Origin of the sequence: Barnesiella sp. (genome assembly GCF_022723415.1) — a bacterium.
Taxonomy (GTDB): Bacteria; Bacteroidota; Bacteroidia; order Bacteroidales; family Barnesiellaceae; genus Barnesiella; species Barnesiella intestinihominis.
The window spans coordinates 1-21134 of record NZ_JAIJHU010000054.1 but is presented as its reverse complement, the minus strand read 5'-3'; the positions used below and the strand labels follow the sequence as shown (position 1 = coordinate 21134).

Below are 21134 nucleotides of genomic sequence, written 5' to 3'. Positions count from 1 at the left end.
AACTCTACAACCAAATGATCTTTTTCAACCCTTCTCCTTAGAAACTATTGTTTCTTCGGTGTCTCCTCTATATGGCTAACATAGTACCCCGTAATACTATGGGACACGGCAGGGGAGGAGTAGTACGCTTTGTACAGAAATTTAAGCAAGAATCAACTTTTCACCGAAAAGTCCGGAATGTGTTTGTTGACAAGTGGTTCATCGCTAAAATTCATGCCTACCCTACGGATTTTCTACTGAACTGAAAAAACTATGTGTGAAGGAGGAATCAGTAATTGCTGAAATTCTGGGGTTTGATGACGAACCCTACTCTCAGGCGAGAATGGAATTTGTTATAGTCGAGCAGTCCTTCGCCGTAACCGTTGTAATATTGTATAAAGAAATATTGGTTTTCGTTGGGGAATAAGCGGGCATTCAGTTCGATAACGGTGTTGAAATTGAAATTCCAGCCGCTCCGCTTGGTGAGAATAACGGTAGCCCCGAACCGACGATTGTCGCTTATGTAACTGCCTGCTAATTGAAAAATACCGCAGTATTTGAGGATATCCCGGTTGTTCCCGCTGTCGATGATAGGTATCCATGTTTTGAATTGAAGTTCTACATTGCGATCTACGGCGAGCGCACCCATAAACGAGATTTTATTCCAACTGCGAGACCAAATGCTGTCTTTCCCGTTCGATTCATGTTCGATCAGGAGCGAGACTTGTCCGATAAGTCTATTTCGATGTATGACCAGATGCGATAGCCCTATGCCGGGATTGAAGTTGAGATCGTACATCGGGAGAGATTCTTGAAAGACATTCCAAAATGCTTTTTGCGTATAGGTTATAAAGAGGTAGGTGTCGAATGGAAGTTTACTTTTTGTAAGTCTCTGGCTGATGCTTAGTTGGAATTTTACATCGGAATTTTTATTGGTCGGTTTGCTCCCGATGGTCGTACCCCCGATGAAGTAGTTGTCTTTGTATAGTGAAAAATAAGGTCTTTTGTCCAGCTCTTTGCGCACGCTGTCGGGATTGTATCGGGGAACATCGTTTCGGATTTGGGTAAAACCCGGAATGCAGAGCAGAACTATCAGCAGTAAGATAAACAATCGTTTCATATACAAATATAACAAATGGTGGGAGAAATGAAAAATGAACTTGTTCATTTTTTTATTTCGAACCGCATCTATATCCGATACATTCCGATATAGATAATTGTGCAAATATATGCTATATCGGCTTTATTTTATAGGTAAAAAGGTCGTTCTTTTTCGCCGGTTTTTCCATTGTTGTCGGGTTTTATACTTTGTTTTGCCCGGATATTGTTTTGCTCCTCCCGTAAAATCCAGTACATTTGCAAGAAATGAAAATGTTTTTTGCATGAATAAAATAGGTGCGGTACTGTGTATTTGTGTCCTTTTGCTGTCGGGTTGCGGCGGCAAGGATAACGAGTTTGTCGTGGAGGGAACTATCAATAATTTAGGAGGACGCCCTATTTATGCCGTTTATAGTCTTGAAAACGGCATTGTCGTAGATACTCTCCGTCCGCAGAATGGTTTTATCACATTCAAAAACTCGGCTTCGGAACTTATTCCCATACAGTTTTATTATTTCGATAAAACGTCCTTGACCAAGATATATGTGCAGAACGGCGACCGGATAGAATTGTCGGGCGACGGGCAGGATCCTTTCGGGTTGAGAGTGAAAGGAAGTTCTCTAAATAAGGATTTGTTTAAGTTCAATCAAGAGAATAAAGAGTTGTTGCAGTCTTGGTCGGCAGAAAGGAACATTTCGGCATCGGGAATGAGAACCCGGCGATACGAGCAGTTGAGCAAGGAGCTGCAAGGCGTTGTGGCAAAGTATGTAGGCGAACATAAAGATTCGCCCGTGAGCGCTATTTTGTTAGATGATTATGTATTGGGAAGGGTGAGCGATGCGTTTTGCGATTCGTTGATCGGTTTGTTGGACGACCGTGTACTGTCGGCTCCGCCGGCCACAGCATTGGAAATGTATCGACAATTTGAAACCATACAGAAGAGTGACACCGTATTGCCTTATTTATCATTGACTACGGTGGCCGATACGACCGAATTGCTGAATCCCCGAGAAGCCCAAGCGACCCTGCTTTGTTTTTGGGCTGCCGAGACACCCGGAACACAGAGGTACAGCGGCTTTTTAAGGGAGATAGCAGAACGATACGATTCGTTGGTGCGGGTCGTGGAAATTTCGCTGGATAGGGACAGCGCCGTATGGAAGGAGCGAATCGAGGCCGATTCGGCCGTATGGGCCCGGCGGTGGGCGAAAGGCGGTTATCTTTATCCGGGGGTGAAAGAGCTTCATATCCAAAGCATACCTTATCTGTTGGTCGCCGATTCTTTGGGGCGGATTGTCGCCAGAGGGCTTTCGCCCGACTCTTCGAGAGTTTATATCGAACGTTTAGTAACACCATAACCTATTACTGCAAAATCTATTACTATGTTGGTGAAAGTTTTTGGCGCAGCCGTGCAGGGTATCGATGCTCTTGTAGTGACTATCGAGGTGAACTGTTCGCAGGGTATCCGTTTCTTTATGGTGGGATTGCCCGATGCAGCCGTGAAAGAGAGCCACGAGCGGATTGTCTCGGCCGTGGAACATAACGGTTACAGATTTCCGAGGAAACAGGTAATCGTGAACATGTCGCCTGCCGATATACGCAAAGAAGGAGCGGCGTATGATTTGCCTTTGGCTGTGGGGATTTTGGCGAGCGACGAGAAGATAGAAACGGGTAAATTGAGCGAGTATATGTTGATGGGGGAGTTGTCTCTCGACGGTTCCATTCTTCCTATCAAGGGGGCGTTGCCCATAGCTATCAAGGCAAGGGAGGAGGGCTTTAAGGGGTTGATTATTCCCAAAGCCAATGTTCGCGAGGCCGCGGTAGTCAATCATCTCGATGTGTATGGCGTAGAGAATATCACCGAGGTGATTCGTTTCCTGAACGGGGAGATCGAGCTGGAACCGACGGTGATCGATACTCGTGCGGAATTTTTCAAGGAATATACCCATTTCGATTTGGATTTCAGCGATGTCAAAGGTCAGGAGAGTGTCAAGAGGGCTTTCGAAGTAGCGGCAGCCGGCGGACATAACATCATACTCATAGGGCCTCCGGGCGCCGGAAAATCGATGATGGCGAAGCGGTTGCCTTCTATACTTCCGCCTCTCACATTGCAGGAAGCACTCGAAACTACCAAGATACATTCGGTCGCCGGACGTATGGAGCGGGGTAGTTCGCTGTTGTCGCAACGGCCGTTCCGGTCGCCGCATCATACCATATCGTCGGTAGCGTTGGTGGGCGGCGGGGCTTTTCCCCAGCCGGGTGAAATTTCATTAGCACACAACGGGGTGCTTTTTCTCGACGAGTTGCCCGAGTTTTCACGTCAAGTACTCGAAGTAATGCGCCAACCGCTCGAAGACCGCAAGATAACGATAGCACGTGCGAAATACTCGATAGAATATCCCGCCGGGGTGATGTTGGTCGCTTCGATGAATCCTTGTCCTTGCGGATATTATAACCACCCGGAGAAAGAGTGTATATGCAGTCCGGGGACGATACAACGTTATTTGGGAAAAATCTCGGGCCCTCTGCTCGATCGCATAGACATACAAGTGGAGATCGTTCCCGTCCCGTTCGAGAAAATCTCCGACACCCGTCCGGCGGAGTCGAGCGAGTCGATTCGTCAACGAGTCATTGCCGCAAGAGAAATTCAAGCCGCACGCTTCGCCGACTATCCCGGCATCTATTGCAATGCCCAAATGACTACCCGGTTATTGAACCGGTTCGCTGTCCCCGATGAGGCGGGATTGAAACGGCTGAAAGATGCGATGAACCGTTTCCACCTGTCGGCACGGGCCTACGACCGTATTTTGAAAGTGGCTCGTACCATCGCCGATTTGGAAGGTAGCGAAGGGGTACAGGTGCAACACATCAACGAAGCGGTGAATTACCGAAATCTCGACCGGGAGAATTGGGGAGATAGGTAGAAATTGTTTATCTTGCAGACCTATATTAAAGTATAGTGAAACTCAGATGTAACGATATGAAGAACATAACCGTATTTTTGGCATCCAGCGACGAGTTGAAAAACGACCGTAACAGTTTCCATTCGTTGGTGGCTTCTTTGGACGAAATTTTCGAGCCTCGGGGATATCGCATAAGGTGCAGACGTTGGGAAGATTTTTCGGCATTTTGCACTGGAACCCGTACTCAGGACGACTACAACCGCATAGTACGTGCCAGCGATATTTGTATCTGTATGTTTCACCGCAAAGCGGGAGAATACACCATAGAGGAGTTCAATCAAGCCTTAGACGAATATGTGAAGAATCAGAGTCACCCCAAGACATTTGTCTATATTCGAGCCTTGATAGAAGGTGAAATGGAAGACGAGGCATTGAAACGATTCAAGGAAGATTTGTTCGATCGGGTAGGGCATTATTGGTGCAACTATGCCACCGACGATGCCATGAAGTTGCATTTTGTCATGCAGTTGGAGCGGATCATTCCATCGGTATCGGGCAACGCTTCCGTAACCGAGGGTAACCACTTTAAGATAGAGAACGGAGTCGTTTCGCTTTACGGCCACAAGATAGCCGAACTGGACAATCTCTCTTTTGCCGCTGAGAATCCGGAATACCTTTCGTTGAAAGAGTCCATTGCCCGATTGAATACAGAGATCGCCCGACTGAGAGCGACCGGTGTCGCCGAGCTTCAACCGATAATTGATGAGAAACAAGCGGAACTATACAAGAAACGGGAAAGTCTCAACCGATTGGAGAGCCAGCTGTTCGATCTCGCTCTGTCCATCAACAAGCTGATCGGGAGCGGAACGCCGGTGAGCGAGCGCAAACGGTTGGCGATAGAGATGTTCGAGCGAGGGAACAGCAAAGGGGTCGTGGAAATTTTGAATGAAAAAGATATCGCCGCCGATGCCGCTCAGGCCCGCAAGGAGATAGAGCAAGGGAAACTACTGGTCGATTCCGGTCGGTCGCTTATCGAGGCGGGACTTCAAAAGACACGATCGTTGGCCGAGGAGTATGTTTTGCGGGCAAAGGCTTTGATGACAGACTATGCAGAGCCTCGTCGCTTCGAATTGGCTTGCCATGCCTATGAGCAGGGTATCGAGCTAATCCGAGCCAACCTTTCGGAGGAAGAGTTGGCAAAAAGTTTGTTTGAGTATGGTCATTTTTTACAGACAAACAAACGATACGATTTGGCGGAAGCTCGTTATCGAGAAAATTTAGACATCTACCAACGACTTGAGGTCATTAGTCCACAGGCCTACGAGCCGGGCTTGGCAACGACACAAAATAATTTAGGTCTTTTGTACAGCGATACTCAATGTTATGGGGAGAGCGAAGAGATGTATCTCTCTGCCGTGGAGATTTATCAACGGTTATCCGTAGTGAATCCACAGGTGTACGAGCCGTATTTGGCAACGACACAAAATAACTTAGGTCTTTTGTACAGAGATACTCAACGTTATGGGGAGAGCGAGGAGATGTATCTCTCTGCCGTGGAGATTTATCAACGGTTATCCGTAGTGAATCCACAGGTATACGAGCCGGATTTGGCGAGGGCTCAAAATAATTTAGGTCTTTTGTACAGCGATACCCAACGTTATGGGGAGAGCGAAGAGATGTATCTCTCCGCCATGGAGATTTTTCGAGAGCTTACGGTGGCTAATCCACAGGCCTACGAGCCGGATTTGGCGAGGACTCGAAATAACTTAGGTAATTTGTATAGAGATACTCAACGTTATGGGGAGAGCGAAGAGATGTATCTCTCCGCCGTGGAGATTTATCAACGGTTATCCGTAGCGAATCCACAGGTTTACGAGCCGGACTTGGCAAGGACACGAAATAATTTAGGCTGTTTGTATGACAATACCCAGCGCTACAAGGAAAGCGAGGAGATGTACCTCTCTGTTTTGACGGTTTATCAGCGGCTCACGATAGCGAATCCACAGGTTTACGAGCTGGATTTGGCGAGGACACAAAATAATTTAGGCAATTTGTACAGAGATACCCGACGTTATGAGGATAGCGAGAAGATGTACCTCTCCGCCGTGGAGATTTATCAACGGTTATCCGTAGCGAATCCACAGGTTTACGAGCCGGATTTGGCAATGACTCAAAATAACTTAGGTAATTTGTACAGAGATACCCAACGCTACAAGGAAAGCGAGGAGATGTACCTCTCTGTTTTGACGGTTTATCAGCGGCTCACGATAGCGAATCTACAGGTTTACGAGCCGGATTTGGCGAGGGCTCAAAATAATTTAGGCAATTTGTACAGAGATACCCAACGCTACAAGGAGAGCGAGGAGATGTACCTCTCCGCCGTGGAGATTTATCAACGGTTATCCGTAGCGAATCCACAGGTTTACGAACCGGATTTGGCAATGGTTCAAAATAATTTAGGTCTTTTGTACAGCGATATCCAACGTTATGAGGATAGCGAGAAGATGCACCTCTCCGCCGTGGAGATTTATAGACGACTCGCAGCGGCGAATCCACAAGTCTACGAGCCGGATTTGGCGGAGACTCAAAATGATTTAGGTATTTTGTACAGCGATACCCGGCGTTATGAGGAAAGCGAGGAGATGTATCTCTCTGCCATGGAGATTCGACGACGACTTGCTGTGGCTAATCCACAGGTTTACGAGCCGGGCTTGGCAAGGACACAATATAACTTAGGCTGTTTGTACAGCGATACCCGACGTTATGAGGAGAGCGAGAAGATGTATCTTTCCGCCATGGAAATCCGACGACGACTTGCAGTGGCGAATCCACAGGTCTACGAGCCGGATTTGGCAGATACTCAGTATAACTTAGGTTGTTTGTATTACAATATCCAACGTTATGAGGAGAGTGGGGAGATGTATCTCTCTGCCTTGAAGGTTTATCAACGGCTCACGGTAGCGGATCCACAAGTGTACGAGCCGTATTTAGTACGAGCATGCAATAACCTTTCATTCTTATTTCTCGCTCAGGGTAATTTTGAAGAAGCTGAACGGTATGCCCGTGAGGGAGCAAAATATGATTCTACTCATCATACCATTTATACAAATCTTGCGGCATCCCTTCTTTTTCAAGGTCGATATGCCGAGGCGGAAGAGATATACCTGCGATACAAGGAAGAGCTAAAAGAGGACTTTCTCTCGGATTTCGAAGATTTCTATCAACGGGGAATTATTCCCCCGGAACGGGAAGACGATGTGGAACGGATAAAAAAGCTGTTGTCGAAATAGGCAGAGACATACATTCGGTCGGGATCGCTGCGGGTGCGGATTAGGGAGTATAACGCATCATTGGATAAACGAGCCGAGTCGCTTGTATACTATACAGAAAAATAGAATTCGGATATGGAAACAAAGAAAAACACACGTTTGTTGTCATTGGATACCCTTCGGGGATTCGATATGCTTTTTATTATGGGTTTCGCCCCGTTGGTAGTCGCCTTGAATGCCTTGCACCCGACGGCGGTGGGCGATGTCATAGCGGGGCACATGCGGCACGTCCCGTGGGACGGGTTTACCCAACACGATATGATATTCCCTCTGTTCTTGTTTATCGCAGGTATATCTTTCCCGTTTTCATTGGCCAAGCAAAGGGGGAGCGGATCGAGCGACAAACACATTTACCTGAGGGTTCTCCGCCGGGGTGTCACCCTCGTTTTGCTGGGATTCTTGTATAACGGATTCTTACAGTTGAATTTCCCCGATGTGCGTTTGGCAAGCGTTTTGGGGCGTATCGGGCTGGCGTGGATGTTCGGGGCTTTCATTTACATGAGTTTGAAAAAGTCGGTACAATATGGTTTGATTGTCTTTATCTTGGTGGGTTATTGGTTGCTGTTGGCTTTTGTGCCGGCTCCCGATGCTGCGGGGGCTTCCCCTCTTTCTATCGAAGGGAATCTGGTCGGATATATCGATCGGCATTGTTTGCCGGGGAAATTGATATACGGTAATTTCGACCCGGAGGGTTTACTGAGCACGCTTCCGGCGATAGTCACGGCATTATTGGGAATTTATGCGGGGGAAATCGTCCGTTCCACCCGCTTGGGAAGCGGAGAGAGAAAGAGTTTGCTGTTGTCGGGAATCGGGGTTGTGTTGGTCGCCATAGGGCTGGTTTGGAATACCGTATTCCCGATTAACAAAATGCTTTGGAGCAGTTCGTTTACCTGTTTCGTGGGAGGACTTTCGTTCTTGTTGTTCGCTTTGTTCTATTATATCGTCGATGTGAAAGGGTGGAAATCGTGGACTCTCTTTTTCCGAGTGATAGGACTAAATTCGATAACGATTTATCTGGCGCAGCAGGTGGTAGGATTTTCTCACATGAATAAGTTTTTGTTCGGAGGTATATCCCAATGGGTGGGAGAATGTGCCGGTGAGCCTGCCGGTGCGGTCGTCCTTCGTGCAGGATATGTCGCTTGTTGCTGGTTCTTCCTTTATTTTCTGTATCGGAAAAATATTTTCCTGAAAGTATAGTTTGTCGGTGGTGAACTCGTTCCATCTCATCTACGATGAGCAGGGGGGGGAGAAGTCTTGTCTCTGTTGCTTTTACTGCTGGTATTTCTTTAACTCCTCCGTCCTACGCTATATTTTGTGTTGCAAAACACCCCGTAATGCTACGGGACACGGCAAGGGGAGGAGTATAGGAATCTTTCGATGGCATCGCTCTACTGTTTTTTCAATCCTTCTGTCCTGTGGGCATTCGTCCCATCTTATTTACGATGAGCAGGGGGAGGAGCCCTGCCTCTGCTCTTGCTGGTATTTCTTTAACCCCTCCGTCCTACGGCCACCTCCCCTATATTTTGTTTGTCAACAAAACGCAGGGGAGGAGTGTAGGAATCTTTCGATGGTATCGCTCTACTGTTTTTTCAGTCCTTCTGTCCTGTGAGTATTCGTCCCATCTCATCTACGATGAGCGGGGGAGAGGAGCCTTGCCTCTGTTGCTCTTATTGCTGGTATTTCTTTAACCCCCTCCGTCCCTACGTGCCACCTCCCCTATATTTTGCGTTGTAAAACACCCCGTAATGCTATGGGACACGGCAAGGGGAGGAGCGAAATGTTTCGAATGTTACAAGGTCTGGCGGGAGGGCTGTTTCAATAGAGAAGCATAAATCTTACTCGTCGTTTTAAGAGCTGACTTTTTGTTTTTCGAAACGCAGGGGAGAGGAGGAAACGGGGAGTGGCAGCGATGAAGAGGGGAATAGAAAAAAAATAAAAACGGTTTCTTACATTTTTTTAATTTCACAATTCCGGTCGAAAATGTTATCTTTGTTTCTCTTAAACAGGATTATTCATACGAATATAAAAGAAATATATCGTGGCCAAGGAAATTGTCGAAACTCCGCTGATGAAACAGTATATCGAGATGAAAGCCAAGCATCCCGATGCGATATTGCTTTTCAGGGTGGGAGACTTTTATGAAACGTTTTCGGACGATGCTTTGGTGGCATCGGAAATATTGGGGATTACATTGACTCGCCGGGCAAATGGAGCCGCCCAGTATGTGGAGTTGGCCGGTTTTCCCCATCATGCTCTCGATACTTACCTTCCCAAATTGGTGCGTGCCGGAAAACGGGTGGCTATTTGCGAACAGCTGGAAGACCCGAAACTGACAAAAAAATTGGTCAAGCGCGGCATTACGGAATTGGTAACACCGGGTGTGTCGATTAACGACAATATTCTCGATCACCGAGAGAATAATTTCTTGGCGGGTGTTCATTTCGGGAAAGGTAACAAAGTGGGTGTGGCTTTTCTCGATATATCGACGGGTGAGTTCTTGACCGCCGAGGGAGATTTCGACTATGTGGACAAGTTGTTGGGCAATTTCTCTCCGAAAGAGGTGCTGTTCGAACGCACGAAACGGAAATTGTTCGAGGAGCATTTCGGTTCCCGTTTTTTTACTTTCGAGTTGGACGATTGGGTTTATACCGAGGATGCCGCTTCGGATCGCTTATTACGTCACTTCGAGACGAAAAATCTCAAAGGTTTCGGAATTCACAATATGCCCAACGCCATTATCGCCGCGGGGTCTCTGCTTCATTATTTGGATATTACGCAGCATACGCAGATTTCGCACATTACATCGCTGTCTCGTATCGAGGAGGAGCGGTATGTGCGATTGGATAAATTCACGGTGCGGAGTCTCGAATTGCTTTCTCCGATGAACGAAGGGGGAAAGAGCCTGCTCGACGTGATAGACCGGACTGTCACCCCGATGGGGGCACGTATGCTCAAACGGTGGGTTGTCTTTCCGTTGAAAGATGTGAAGCCTATCGAGGATCGGTTGAACGGAGTGGAGTTCTTTTTCCGTCACCCCGAAGTTAGGGAGGTTATCGATCCGCAACTCGATACGATAGGCGATATGGAACGCCTCATTTCGAAAGTAGCGGTGGGGCGTATTTCGCCTCGCGAGGTGGTTCAGTTGAAGGTGGCATTGTCGGCGATAGAGCCTATCAAGGCTGTTTGCGAGCAGAGCGATGAACCTGTATTGCAACGTATCGGGGAGCAACTGAATTGCTGTACGATCATCAGGGACCGAATCGAGCATGAAATTAATCCCGATGCGCCCAATTTGGTGAATCGGGGAGGAATTATCCGCAAGGGGGTGAACGACGAACTCGACGAGTTGCGAGAAATTTCCTATTCGGGGAAAGACTATTTGTTGCACGTGCAGCAGCGCGAGAGTGAGAAAACGGGTATTCCCAGCTTGAAAATCGGGTATAACAACGTATTCGGGTATTACATCGAAGTGCGCAATACTCACAAGGACAAGGTTCCTTCCGATTGGATCAGAAAGCAGACGTTGGTGAGCGCAGAGCGTTATATCACCCAAGAGTTGAAAGAATACGAGGAGAAGATTTTGGGGGCAGAAGAGAAGATTCTTTCATTGGAAACGCAGTTGTTCAATGATTTGATTCTTGCATTGACGGAGTATATTCCTGCCATACAACTCGATTCCAATCTCATTGCGCGGCTCGACTGCTTGTTGTCGTTCGTGAAGTCGGCCGTGGAAAACCGGTATATTCGTCCCGAAGTAAACGATTCGCTGGTTATCGACATCAAGGAAGGACGTCACCCGGTTATCGAGAAACAGTTGCCACCGGGCGAACCCTACATCAGCAACAGTGTCGAGCTCGACAACGACAAGCAGCAAATCATGATGATAACGGGACCCAACATGGCCGGTAAATCGGCGTTGTTGCGCCAGACCGCTTTGATTGTTCTGATGGCTCAGATAGGAAGTTTCGTTCCGGCCGAGGCCGCTAAGATAGGGATTGTGGACAAGATTTTCACTCGTGTAGGGGCATCGGACAATATCTCGCTCGGCGAATCTACCTTTATGGTCGAGATGACCGAGGCAGCCGATATTCTCAACAATCTGTCGGAGCGGAGTTTGGTTCTGTTCGACGAGTTGGGACGGGGAACGAGTACTTACGACGGTATATCTATCGCGTGGGCTATTGTCGAGCACATACACGAACACCCCAAAGCTCGTGCCAAAACATTGTTCGCTACCCATTATCACGAGCTGAACGAAATGGAACGTACTTATAAACGCATTGTCAATTATAACGTTTCGGTAAAAGAGGTCGACAACAAGGTGATATTCTTGCGGAAATTGGTACGCGGCGGGAGTGAGCACAGTTTCGGTATCCATGTGGCGAAGCTGGCCGGTATGCCCCAGAGCATCGTCAAGCGGGCCAACCAGATTTTGAAACAGTTGGAGTCGGAGAACCGCCAGAACGGTATCGCCAAGCCTACCGCCGAAATCGCTTCGTCGAGAGGCGGCATGCAGTTGAGTTTTTTCCAACTGGACGATCCTGTGCTTTCACAGGTTCGGGACGAAATTTTACAGGTCGATATCAATAACCTTACACCGGTAGAAGCATTGAATAAACTGAACGAAATACGAAAAATAATCACCGGGAAATAGAACGGTTTGTTTATGATGAAGAGAAGCGATTTTGAAATTATGGCGCCGGTGGGTTCGTACGATTCTTTGACGGCGGCTATACAGGGAGGGGCCGATTCGGTGTACTTCGGTATCGAGGGGCTGAATATGCGAGCCCGTTCGTCGAATAATTTTACGATAGACGATTTACACGAGATCGTGCGTATTTGTAACGAGCATCACATAAAGAGTTATCTGACGGTCAATACCGTTATCTACGACGAAGATATACCTCTGTTACATCGTATTATCGATGCGGCGAAGGAGGCCGGGCTCTCGGCTATTATCGCCAGCGATGTGGCGGCTATGACCTATGCCCGCGAGATAGGGGTAGAGGTGCATTTGTCGACCCAGCTGAATATTTCCAATACCGAGGCGTTGCGATTCTATGCCCGTTTTGCCGATGTGGTGGTGCTGGCCCGGGAGTTGAATATGGAACAGGTAACCCGTATTCACGAAGCTATTTTGCGGGATCGTATCGTGGGGCCGGGCGGAGAACCGGTACGTATAGAGATGTTCTGTCACGGGGCATTGTGCATGGCTGTGTCCGGCAAATGTTATTTGAGCCTTCACGAAATGAATGCTTCGGCGAATCGGGGGGCTTGTATGCAGATTTGCCGCCGTTCATACGAAGTGAAAGACAAGGAGACCGGTAACGAGTTGGAAGTGGACAACGCTTACATCATGTCGCCGAAGGACTTGAAAACGATACATTTCCTGAACAAACTGATCGATTCGGGGGTGCGGGTATTTAAAATCGAGGGTCGCGCAAGGGGACCGGAATATGTGCGTACGGTCGTTTCGTGTTACAACGAGGCCATCGAGTCTTATTTGAACGACGACTTTACCGACGAGAAGATTGCACTGTGGGACGAACGACTCGCTACCGTCTTTAATCGAGGGTTCTGGAACGGATATTATTTAGGTCAGCGCTTGGGCGAATGGACTCATAATTATGGCTCGGGAGCCACGAAACGAAAGATATATATAGGCAAGGGTGTGAAGTATTTTTCCAACCTCGGTGTGGCCGAATTTCTCATGGAGAGCGGTTCGTTGAGCGTGGGAGACGAGATACTCGTCACCGGCCCGACGACCGGTGCGCTTATCCGCAAGGTGGAAGAGATACGAGTCGATTTGAAACCGGTACAAAAGACGGTAAAAGGAGAGCGGTTCTCGATGCGTATCGATGAGAAGATACGACCGTCGGATAAATTATTTAAATGGGTGGATAGTTCGGAACTTAATACAAAATAAAGATGTTCATGAAACGGGCGATAGTTATACTTTGTGGAATCGTATGCACCGGACAGCTTTTGGCCGCCAAGCCGGGAATCCCGGCTTATAACGATGACAGGGCTTTGATAGATAGGGGAATCTTTCTCTTTCAAGAGAAGAACTACGCGGGTTGTGCCGATGTGATGAAAGAGGCTTGTGAAGGCGATTTGTCGCCTGAGCAGCGGGAAACGGCCGACTGGTATATCGCTCTTTCGGAAGCCCGCAATTATTCGCCGCAGGCTGTACGGCGGTTAACGGATTTTTTGCGAAATTATCCGGATTCTAAACATACTTTGCAGGCTCGGTTGGCATTGGCCGATTATTATTACGACAGCCAAGATTATGCAAAAGCCTTGAAAACCTATCAGACGGTAAATGTGAGTCTGTTGACCGGCGACGAGGAGGACCGGTGGGGATATCGCACGGCATGTTCTTTGTTGAAGACCGGTAATCCCGATGCGGCGAAACCGCTGTTTCAGCTTCTAATCGGGAAAGAGAGATTTCGGACAGGAGCCACGTTCTACCTTTCGTATATACAGATGAACGAGGGAGACGATAGAGCCGCTTTAAGCGGATTTTCGAAAGTGGCGGACGACAGGAGTTTCGGATATGCCGCACGGCTGCACATGTTGCAGATTTATTTCGGGCAAAAACGTTTCGCACAGGTATTGTCCGAGGGTAAAGCGTTGTTGTCCCGTCCGTCTTCTGATGCCGACTTATACACCGAGCTTCTTCGGTTGCTCGGCGAAAGCGCTTATCAAGAAGGAGACGATAAAGCGGCGACGGAATATTTGGAAAGGTATTTGCAACGATGTCGCAAACCCGAACGCTCTTCTCTTTATGTCATGGGTGTCATGGCCTATCGCCGGGGAGAAGATAGCGAGGCGATCGATTATTTGGGGCGTGTGACCGGCGTGGACGATGCTCTTTCTCAAAATGCTTATCTTTATATCGGGCAAGCCTATTTGCGAGCGGGAGATAAAAATAATGCCCGCATGGCGTTCGAGATGGCTTCACAAGGGAATTACGACCGTCAGGTTCGGGAAACGGCGCTTTACAACTATGCGCTCTGCCTGTATGATCGCACGGCTTCGCCTTTCGATAACTCGGTGGGTGTGTTCGAACGTTTCTTGAACGAGTTTCCCGGTTCTCGCTATGCCGACAAGATTAACGACTATTTGGTAGAAGTTTACATGACGACCCGTAATTATCGGTCGGCACTGGCGTCTATCGATAAAATACGGAAGCCCGACGGGAAAATACTCGCCGCCAAGCAGCGCATTCTTTTCCAGTTGGGGACGGAGGCTTTCACCAATGCCCGTATCGCCGATGCCGAAAGTTTGTTTAGCCGGGCGATCGCTGTGGGAAACTATGATACCGATATACGGGGTAAGGCTGCGTTTTGGCTCGCCGAGTGCCAATATCGTCGGGAACAATACGACATCGCTGCCCGGAATTATTCGGCATATCTTTCTTCCAGCAAGGACAAGCGGAGCGAAATGTATTCGCTGGCTTGGTACGATTGGGCCTACTGTCAATTCAAACAGCATAACTTCTCGCAAGCCCTCGACGGTTTTTCCCGGTATGTCTCTGTACAGACCGGAGGAAATCGAAGCATGCTTGCCGATGCCTATTCCCGGATAGGCGATTGCTATTATTACGCCCGTCGGTTCGCCGATGCCGAGCAGTATTATGCCCGGGCCCAAGAGACCGATGTCGCGAACGGAGATTATGCCCTTTTTCAAAAAGCTTTCATGGCGGGATTGCAGAGGAATCACGAACGCAAAATAGAGTTGTTGGACAAATTGATTGTAGATTATCCCCGTTCGGGGTATCTGGCGAACGCATGGTTCGAAAAGGGACAGGCTTATACGATATTGAATAGGAATAACGATGCTATCGTATGTTACAAACAGTTAATCGCCGATTATCCCCAGAGCGCGATTGCCCGCAAGGGAGGTTTGCAGTTGGGTATGGTCTATTTCAATAACGGGCAGACAGACAAATCGGTGGCTGCTTACCAGCAAGTGATAGAGCGTTATCCGACCAGCGAGGAGGCTCGCATAGCGGTCGCCGACCTCAAATCGGTATATGTAGAGAAAGATGCAGTCGATGCCTACGCTAACTATCTGAATAGCGTGGGACGGTCGGAGCAGGCCCCTGTGAGCGAATTGGATTCTTTGTCGTATATGGCAGCCGAGCGCACTTATATGACGGGGAAAGGTATCGCTTCGTTGGAGAAGTATGTACGAAATTATCCGTCGGGCGCGTTTTTGATTCCGGCTAATTACTATATCGGGAAAGTATCGTTTGCAGCGAAAGACTACGACAAAGCTCTTCCAGCGTTCGACTATGTGGTGACGAACAGTCCCGACGGCGAGTTTGCCGAAGAAGCATTGGCCCGCAAATGCGAGATACTTTATTTGAAAGCTCGTTATGACGAGGCTTTTGCCGGATTCAAGGAGTTGGAGAAGAAAGCGACTGTCGGCGAGAACAAACAGGCCGCCCGGTTGGGTATGCTTCGTATTGCCCGGAATAAGCGGCAATATGGCGAGGTGGTAACGGTTGCCGACAAGTTGTTGAGCGAAAGCAAACTTTCTCCCGATTTGCGGCAAGAGATTTTGTTTGCTCGTGCCGATGCCTATTTCCATACGGGAAAGGGAGAAAATGCGGCCGATGACTGGCGGGAGCTTTCGAAAGATACCCGTTCGATTTACGGGGCGCAAAGTGCCTATTTATTGGCCCAATATCAATTCGACAACAAAGCGATCGATACGGCCGAAAAGACGCTGAATACTTTTATCGACAAAGGTACTCCCCACAATTATTGGTTGGCTCGGGCATTCTTGCTCATGGCCGACATTTATGAAAAACGGGGCGAGACTTTCCAAGCCCGTCAATATTTGCAAAGTTTGCGGAATAACTATCCGGCCAGCGACGACGATATTATTTCCCGGATAGACAAGAAGTTGAGCAAGCTGGGACAAACAGAGTAGTTGAACGATACAATATGTATGGCTTATGAAACGGTTTTCTTTTTTAATCATATCGGTTTTCCCATTCTTCCTGTCGGCACAGGTACGTTCCGATTCGTTGCGGCGGGAAGTAACCATAGAAAAAGATTTTACACCTATCGTGCGCGATGCGTCTAAAATCAATACATTGCCCGAAGTGGAAGCACCGACGGTAACCAAACAATCTATACGGTATAGCGACTGGACGGTTCCGGCTCCCCTCGAACCTTGCGCTGTCTTGTTGGCTCCCGGCGGTTTCGGAGAAAAAACCGAAGAAAACCAATCGAGGGGATACGTGGATTTCGGGATAGGCAATTACCTGAATATGGTCGGGAATGCCGGTTATCGTATTTTGCAGAATGACAAAGACAAGTTGGGTGTGTGGTTGCAACATCGCTCTACTTGCGGAACGGTGGATTACAATCAATCGTTAACGGAGGACTATCCCGACTCGAAGAAGATGCACCGGCTCGAAGAGCGAGTGGTCGCCAATTATCTTCACTCCTTCGGGAAGCTGGATTTGGGAATAAGCGGCGGTTATCGTTACGACTCCTTCAACTATTACGGATTGCGATACTCCGGTTTGACGGGAATATCTTCGCCTAACCAAGAGATAAACCGGTTCTTCTTGAAAAGCCATATAGCCTCGACTGCCGGAGAGTCGGACCTACTTTATAAAGTTTCATTGGCATATTACCGGTACGGGTATCACCGGGGATATTTACAAGGTGAAAAAGGGGCTGCCGAGAATTTAGTAAATGCAGACTTTACACTGTCTGCGCCGATCGACAGACGTAGCTCTATTTCTTTGGACGGTTCTTTCGATTATGTGGGTTACAGCCGGTTGCAGTCGGCAGCGAATTACGGTATGATTTCATTGAATCCCCGGTATGACTGGCGGAATGAACACGTGGCTTTTGCTATGGGTGTCAAGGCCGATGTTTCTTTCAACAACGGAACTATTTTGCGATTCTCTCCCGATGTTCGATTCGATTGGACGATAGTTCCCGATGTACAGTTTTATACGGCTTTTACGGGCGGGAAGAAACTGAATACGTGGCGAAGTGTTTCGGCCTATACGCTCTACTTCAATCTGTCGACACAGGTAGATAATACGTATGTGCCGTTGGATGCCTCATTGGGAATACGTATTAACGCATTGCCCGGATTTTCCGTAGGGCTTTCGGGCGGTTATGAAATTTGTAAAAAGGCGTTGTTCCTTTTGCCCGAAGATTTGAACGGAGAGTTTACAGGTGTGTCGCGTTTTTGGGGTATCGATGCCAATGCTTTGAAAGCAGAGCTCGATGTATCTTATCGTTACGGTACGAAATTGGAGGCTTCGGCGAAGGTCGGGTATCACCGATGGAAGACCGCCGATGGGGGGGAGACGATTTCGTATAACCGTCCGCAGTGGGAAGGAGGAGTGAATATCCGTTATATGCCTGTTCGCCCGTTCACGCTCGAAGCCGGATATGAGTTTGCTGCGGGTCGGGAGTATTCAAATCTCGGAAAGCTCTCCGATATACATCTCGTTCACTTGAAAGCCTCGTATGCTTTCACTTCTTGGTTTTCGCTTTACGGACTTACCGACAATGTGCTGAACCGGAAATACGATATTCTTTACGGTATGCCGGCACAAGGCATCAATTTCATGTTCGGGGTCGATTTGAAATTTTGAGGGTAAGAGGTCTGTTCTCGACATTTTTAACCCTTCCATCACTATGTGTGCCACCTCCCCTATATGACTAACGCCACACCCCGCAATACTACGGGACGCGGCAGGGGAGAAGATTGGATAGTTTCGACTTGCTGCACAAAAATGCCAAACTATAAAATAAAAAGTACCACCCTCCTCCCCTGTGTTTTGTTATGCAAAATATAGGGGAGGTGTCCATAGGACGGAGGGGTTAGCTTTACAAAAAAAATCCTATACGCTGTCTTTTTTAGCCCCCTCCTCAGAAACTACCGTTTCTTCGGTGTCTCTCCTATACCGCTAATGCAACTCCCCGTAATGCTACGGGACACGGTAGGGGAGAAGAAGGATTTAACCTCTCCCACCGTGTCGGGAGTACTCATGGGACGAGTGGGTAGTTTAAAAACAGGATTTATCTCGTCAGCTTTTTCGGAGGGAATAGTATAGGAGAATGGCGTTGGGGAGGATATGCGACAAAAACTCTACATGGTAGGAACGATTCAAAATGTGTGCGATATACATTATTTAATAAAAAAGTAGAAAAAAGCTCTGTATTACAATCTGTTTTTCTAATTTTGCGCAAAATTTGAACGAACATTGCGCATATGGCAAAAAATTTGGTAATCGTAGAGTCTCCGGCAAAGGCTAAAACCATTGAAAAGTTTTTGGGAAAGGATTTCGAAGTCCTTTCGAGCTACGGGCATATCCGTGATCTCAAAAAAAAGGATTTCAGTGTGGATATCGAGCATAACTATAAACCTATTTATGAAATCCCCGCCGACAAAAAAAAGTTGGTGGAAACGCTGAAACAGGAGGCAGACAAAGCGGATATGGTTTGGCTGGCTTCCGATGAGGACCGTGAGGGAGAGGCTATCGCATGGCACTTGTTCGAAGTGTTGAAATTGAAACCGGAGAAAACGAAACGGATTGTATTCCATGAGATTACCAAAGATGCCATACTTCATGCTATTGAGAATCCCCGGGATATAGATTTGAATCGGGTAGATGCCCAGCAGGCTCGCAGGGTACTCGACCGTATCGTGGGATTTGAACTTTCGCCTGTTCTGTGGAAAAAGGTGAAGCCCGCTTTGTCGGCCGGTCGTGTACAATCGGTCGCAGTGCGCTTGATTGTAGAACGGGAGCGAGAAATCTCGGCGTTCAAGCCCGAAGCAGCCTATCGGGTGATTGGGGAATTTTTGTTACCCGGAGGGGAATTGTTAAAGGCCGAATTGAGCCAACGATTGAAAACCGAAGACGAGGCGAAGGCTTTGCTCGAAGCCTGCAAGACCGCACAGTTCTCTATCGGAGACGTGACGGTGAAACCTGCAAAGAAATCGCCTGCGGCTCCGTTCACCACTTCCACATTGCAACAGGAAGCTGCCCGGAAATTGGGCTTCTCCGTGGCTCAAACCATGATGGTGGCTCAACGGCTTTATGAGGCTGGACATATCACCTATATGCGTACCGACTCGGTGAATTTGTCATCGCTGGCTATAAATACGACCAAAGACGAGATTGTGAAAACTTTGGGCGAGAGATATCTGCATATTCGAAATTACCATACGCATACCAAAGGAGCACAGGAAGCGCACGAGGCAATACGTCCCACGTACATCAGCCATCACGAAATCAATGCTTCCTCTCAGGAAAAACGATTGTATGAATTGATTTGGAAACGTACGATCGCTTCGCAAATGAGCGATGCCGAGTTGGAAAAGACGACTGCGACCATCGCCGTTTCGGGAAGGAAAGAACACTTCGTCGCCGTGGGCGAGGTCTTGAAATTCGACGGTTTCCTGAAAGTGTATATGGAGTCTACCGATGACGAAAGCGATGCAGAAGGAAACGACAAGATGTTACCTGCATTGGCGAAAGGCGATGTGCTGACATTGTCGTCGGTCACGGCAACGGAACGTTTCTCGCAAGCTCCCGCCCGCTATACCGAGGCCAGTCTGGTTCGTAAATTGGAAGAGCTGGGTATCGGTCGGCCTTCTACCTATGCACCAACCATTTCGACCATACAGCAACGCGAATATGTCGAGAAGGGCGATCGGAAAGGAACGGAGCGGAAATATCGTATGTTGACACTGCACGATGGGAAAATCGAATCGGGAGAGAAAACCGAGCTCACAGGAGCTGATAAAGGCAAACTGCTCCCCACCGATATAGGAGTTGTCGTCAACGATTTCTTGACGGAGTATTTCCCCGATATTCTCAATTATAACTTTACGGCGAATGTCGAGCAGCAATTCGACGATATTGCCGAGGGAAAAACCGTGTGGAACGACGAGATAGATCATTTTTACAAACTCTTTCACCCGGTGGTAGAGAGCGCTCTCGCTTTGCGGTTGGAGCATAAAGTGGGCGAACGGGTATTGGGTACAGACCCGAAAAGCGGCCGTCCCGTATCGGTGAAGATAGGCCGTTTCGGTCCGTTGGTACAAATCGGTACTCCCGAAGATACGGAGAAGCCGTTGTTTGCTTCGTTGCTCAAAGGACAATCGATGAGCACGATTACACTGGAAGAGGCTTTGAAACTGTTCGATTTGCCCCGAACCTTAGGCGATTTCGAAGGCAAAACCGTTGTCGTGGGTATCGGCCGTTTCGGTCCGTATATTCGTCACGACGGCAAATATGTATCGTTGCCCAAAGAGTTCACCCCACAGGGTGTTTCGTTAGAGGATGCGATAATATTGATTCAGCAAAAGCGTGAGCAGGAAAGTCAACGCCTTATCAAGAAGTTCGATGAAGATGATGAACTCGAACTGCTTAACGGTCGTTTCGGTCCGTATATCGCTTATAAAAAGAAGAATTATAAATTACCCAAAGGTTCCGAACCGGCATCGCTCACGTTCGCCGATTGTATGAAGATTGTCGAGGATGCCGACAAGGCTCCTGCCAAAAAGAAACCGGCCCGGAAAAAGACGACGAAATAAAAGAGATCCAATGGAATATTGCGGGGTATGCTCGAAAGTTAAATACTTTTGGGCATACTTTTTTTAGAAGCTGTTTTAAATTTATTGAGAAATAATATTATCATTGCAAGCAGGTATGTTCCGGCCATATTGAGTCCCCGTCTCGCATCTTGAATCCCTTGATTTTTGTCAATAGCCCGCTATTGACTGCCTATCTCGGACTCCAATCTGCTTCAACATAGGTCTCAATCTGTCTCGG

At 48.0% G+C, this 21134-nt stretch carries 10 protein-coding genes; 9 read left to right on the top strand and 1 reads right to left on the bottom strand.

Annotated features, from left to right (window positions below; genetic code table 11):
• Positions 1-268: 268 nt before the first annotated feature.
• Positions 269-1099, bottom strand: a complete 831-nt coding sequence (locus QVD32_RS10565) for a phospholipase A (RefSeq protein ID WP_040296304.1) — start codon at positions 1097-1099, stop codon at positions 269-271.
• Between the two features lie 262 nt (positions 1100-1361).
• On the opposite strand from QVD32_RS10565, the gene QVD32_RS10560 reads away from it, so the two are divergent.
• From QVD32_RS10560 to topA, 9 genes are all read left to right on the top strand, one after another.
• Positions 1362-2432: a DUF4369 domain-containing protein gene (locus tag QVD32_RS10560; RefSeq protein WP_195241942.1), complete on the top strand. Its 1071-nt coding sequence runs from the start codon at positions 1362-1364 to the stop codon at positions 2430-2432.
• Between the two features lie 24 nt (positions 2433-2456).
• The gene (locus QVD32_RS10555; protein ID WP_118686993.1) at positions 2457-3998 is read left to right on the top strand and encodes a YifB family Mg chelatase-like AAA ATPase; all 1542 of its coding nucleotides are present in this window, start codon (positions 2457-2459) and stop codon (positions 3996-3998) included.
• A gap of 56 nt (positions 3999-4054) precedes the next feature.
• Positions 4055-7267: a tetratricopeptide repeat protein gene (locus tag QVD32_RS10550; protein ID WP_118686992.1), complete on the top strand. Its 3213-nt coding sequence runs from the start codon at positions 4055-4057 to the stop codon at positions 7265-7267.
• A gap of 114 nt (positions 7268-7381) precedes the next feature.
• Entirely contained in the window at positions 7382-8503 is a 1122-nt protein-coding gene (locus QVD32_RS10545) for an acyltransferase family protein (protein WP_021890878.1), read from the top strand.
• Between the two features lie 871 nt (positions 8504-9374).
• Entirely contained in the window at positions 9375-11960 is a 2586-nt protein-coding gene (gene mutS / locus QVD32_RS10540; protein ID WP_229033587.1) for a DNA mismatch repair protein MutS, read from the top strand.
• A gap of 15 nt (positions 11961-11975) precedes the next feature.
• Positions 11976-13232, top strand: coding sequence for a peptidase U32 family protein (locus QVD32_RS10535; RefSeq protein ID WP_195241958.1), 1257 nt, complete (start codon positions 11976-11978; stop codon positions 13230-13232).
• Between the two features lie 8 nt (positions 13233-13240).
• Positions 13241-16249, top strand: coding sequence for a tetratricopeptide repeat protein (locus QVD32_RS10530; protein WP_195241943.1), 3009 nt, complete (start codon positions 13241-13243; stop codon positions 16247-16249).
• A gap of 25 nt (positions 16250-16274) precedes the next feature.
• The gene (locus QVD32_RS10525; RefSeq protein WP_118686991.1) at positions 16275-17945 is read left to right on the top strand and encodes a TonB-dependent receptor; all 1671 of its coding nucleotides are present in this window, start codon (positions 16275-16277) and stop codon (positions 17943-17945) included.
• 620 nt (positions 17946-18565) lie between these two features.
• The gene (topA, locus tag QVD32_RS10520; RefSeq protein WP_008862920.1) at positions 18566-20896 is read left to right on the top strand and encodes a type I DNA topoisomerase; all 2331 of its coding nucleotides are present in this window, start codon (positions 18566-18568) and stop codon (positions 20894-20896) included.
• Positions 20897-21134: the final 238 nt, after the last annotated feature.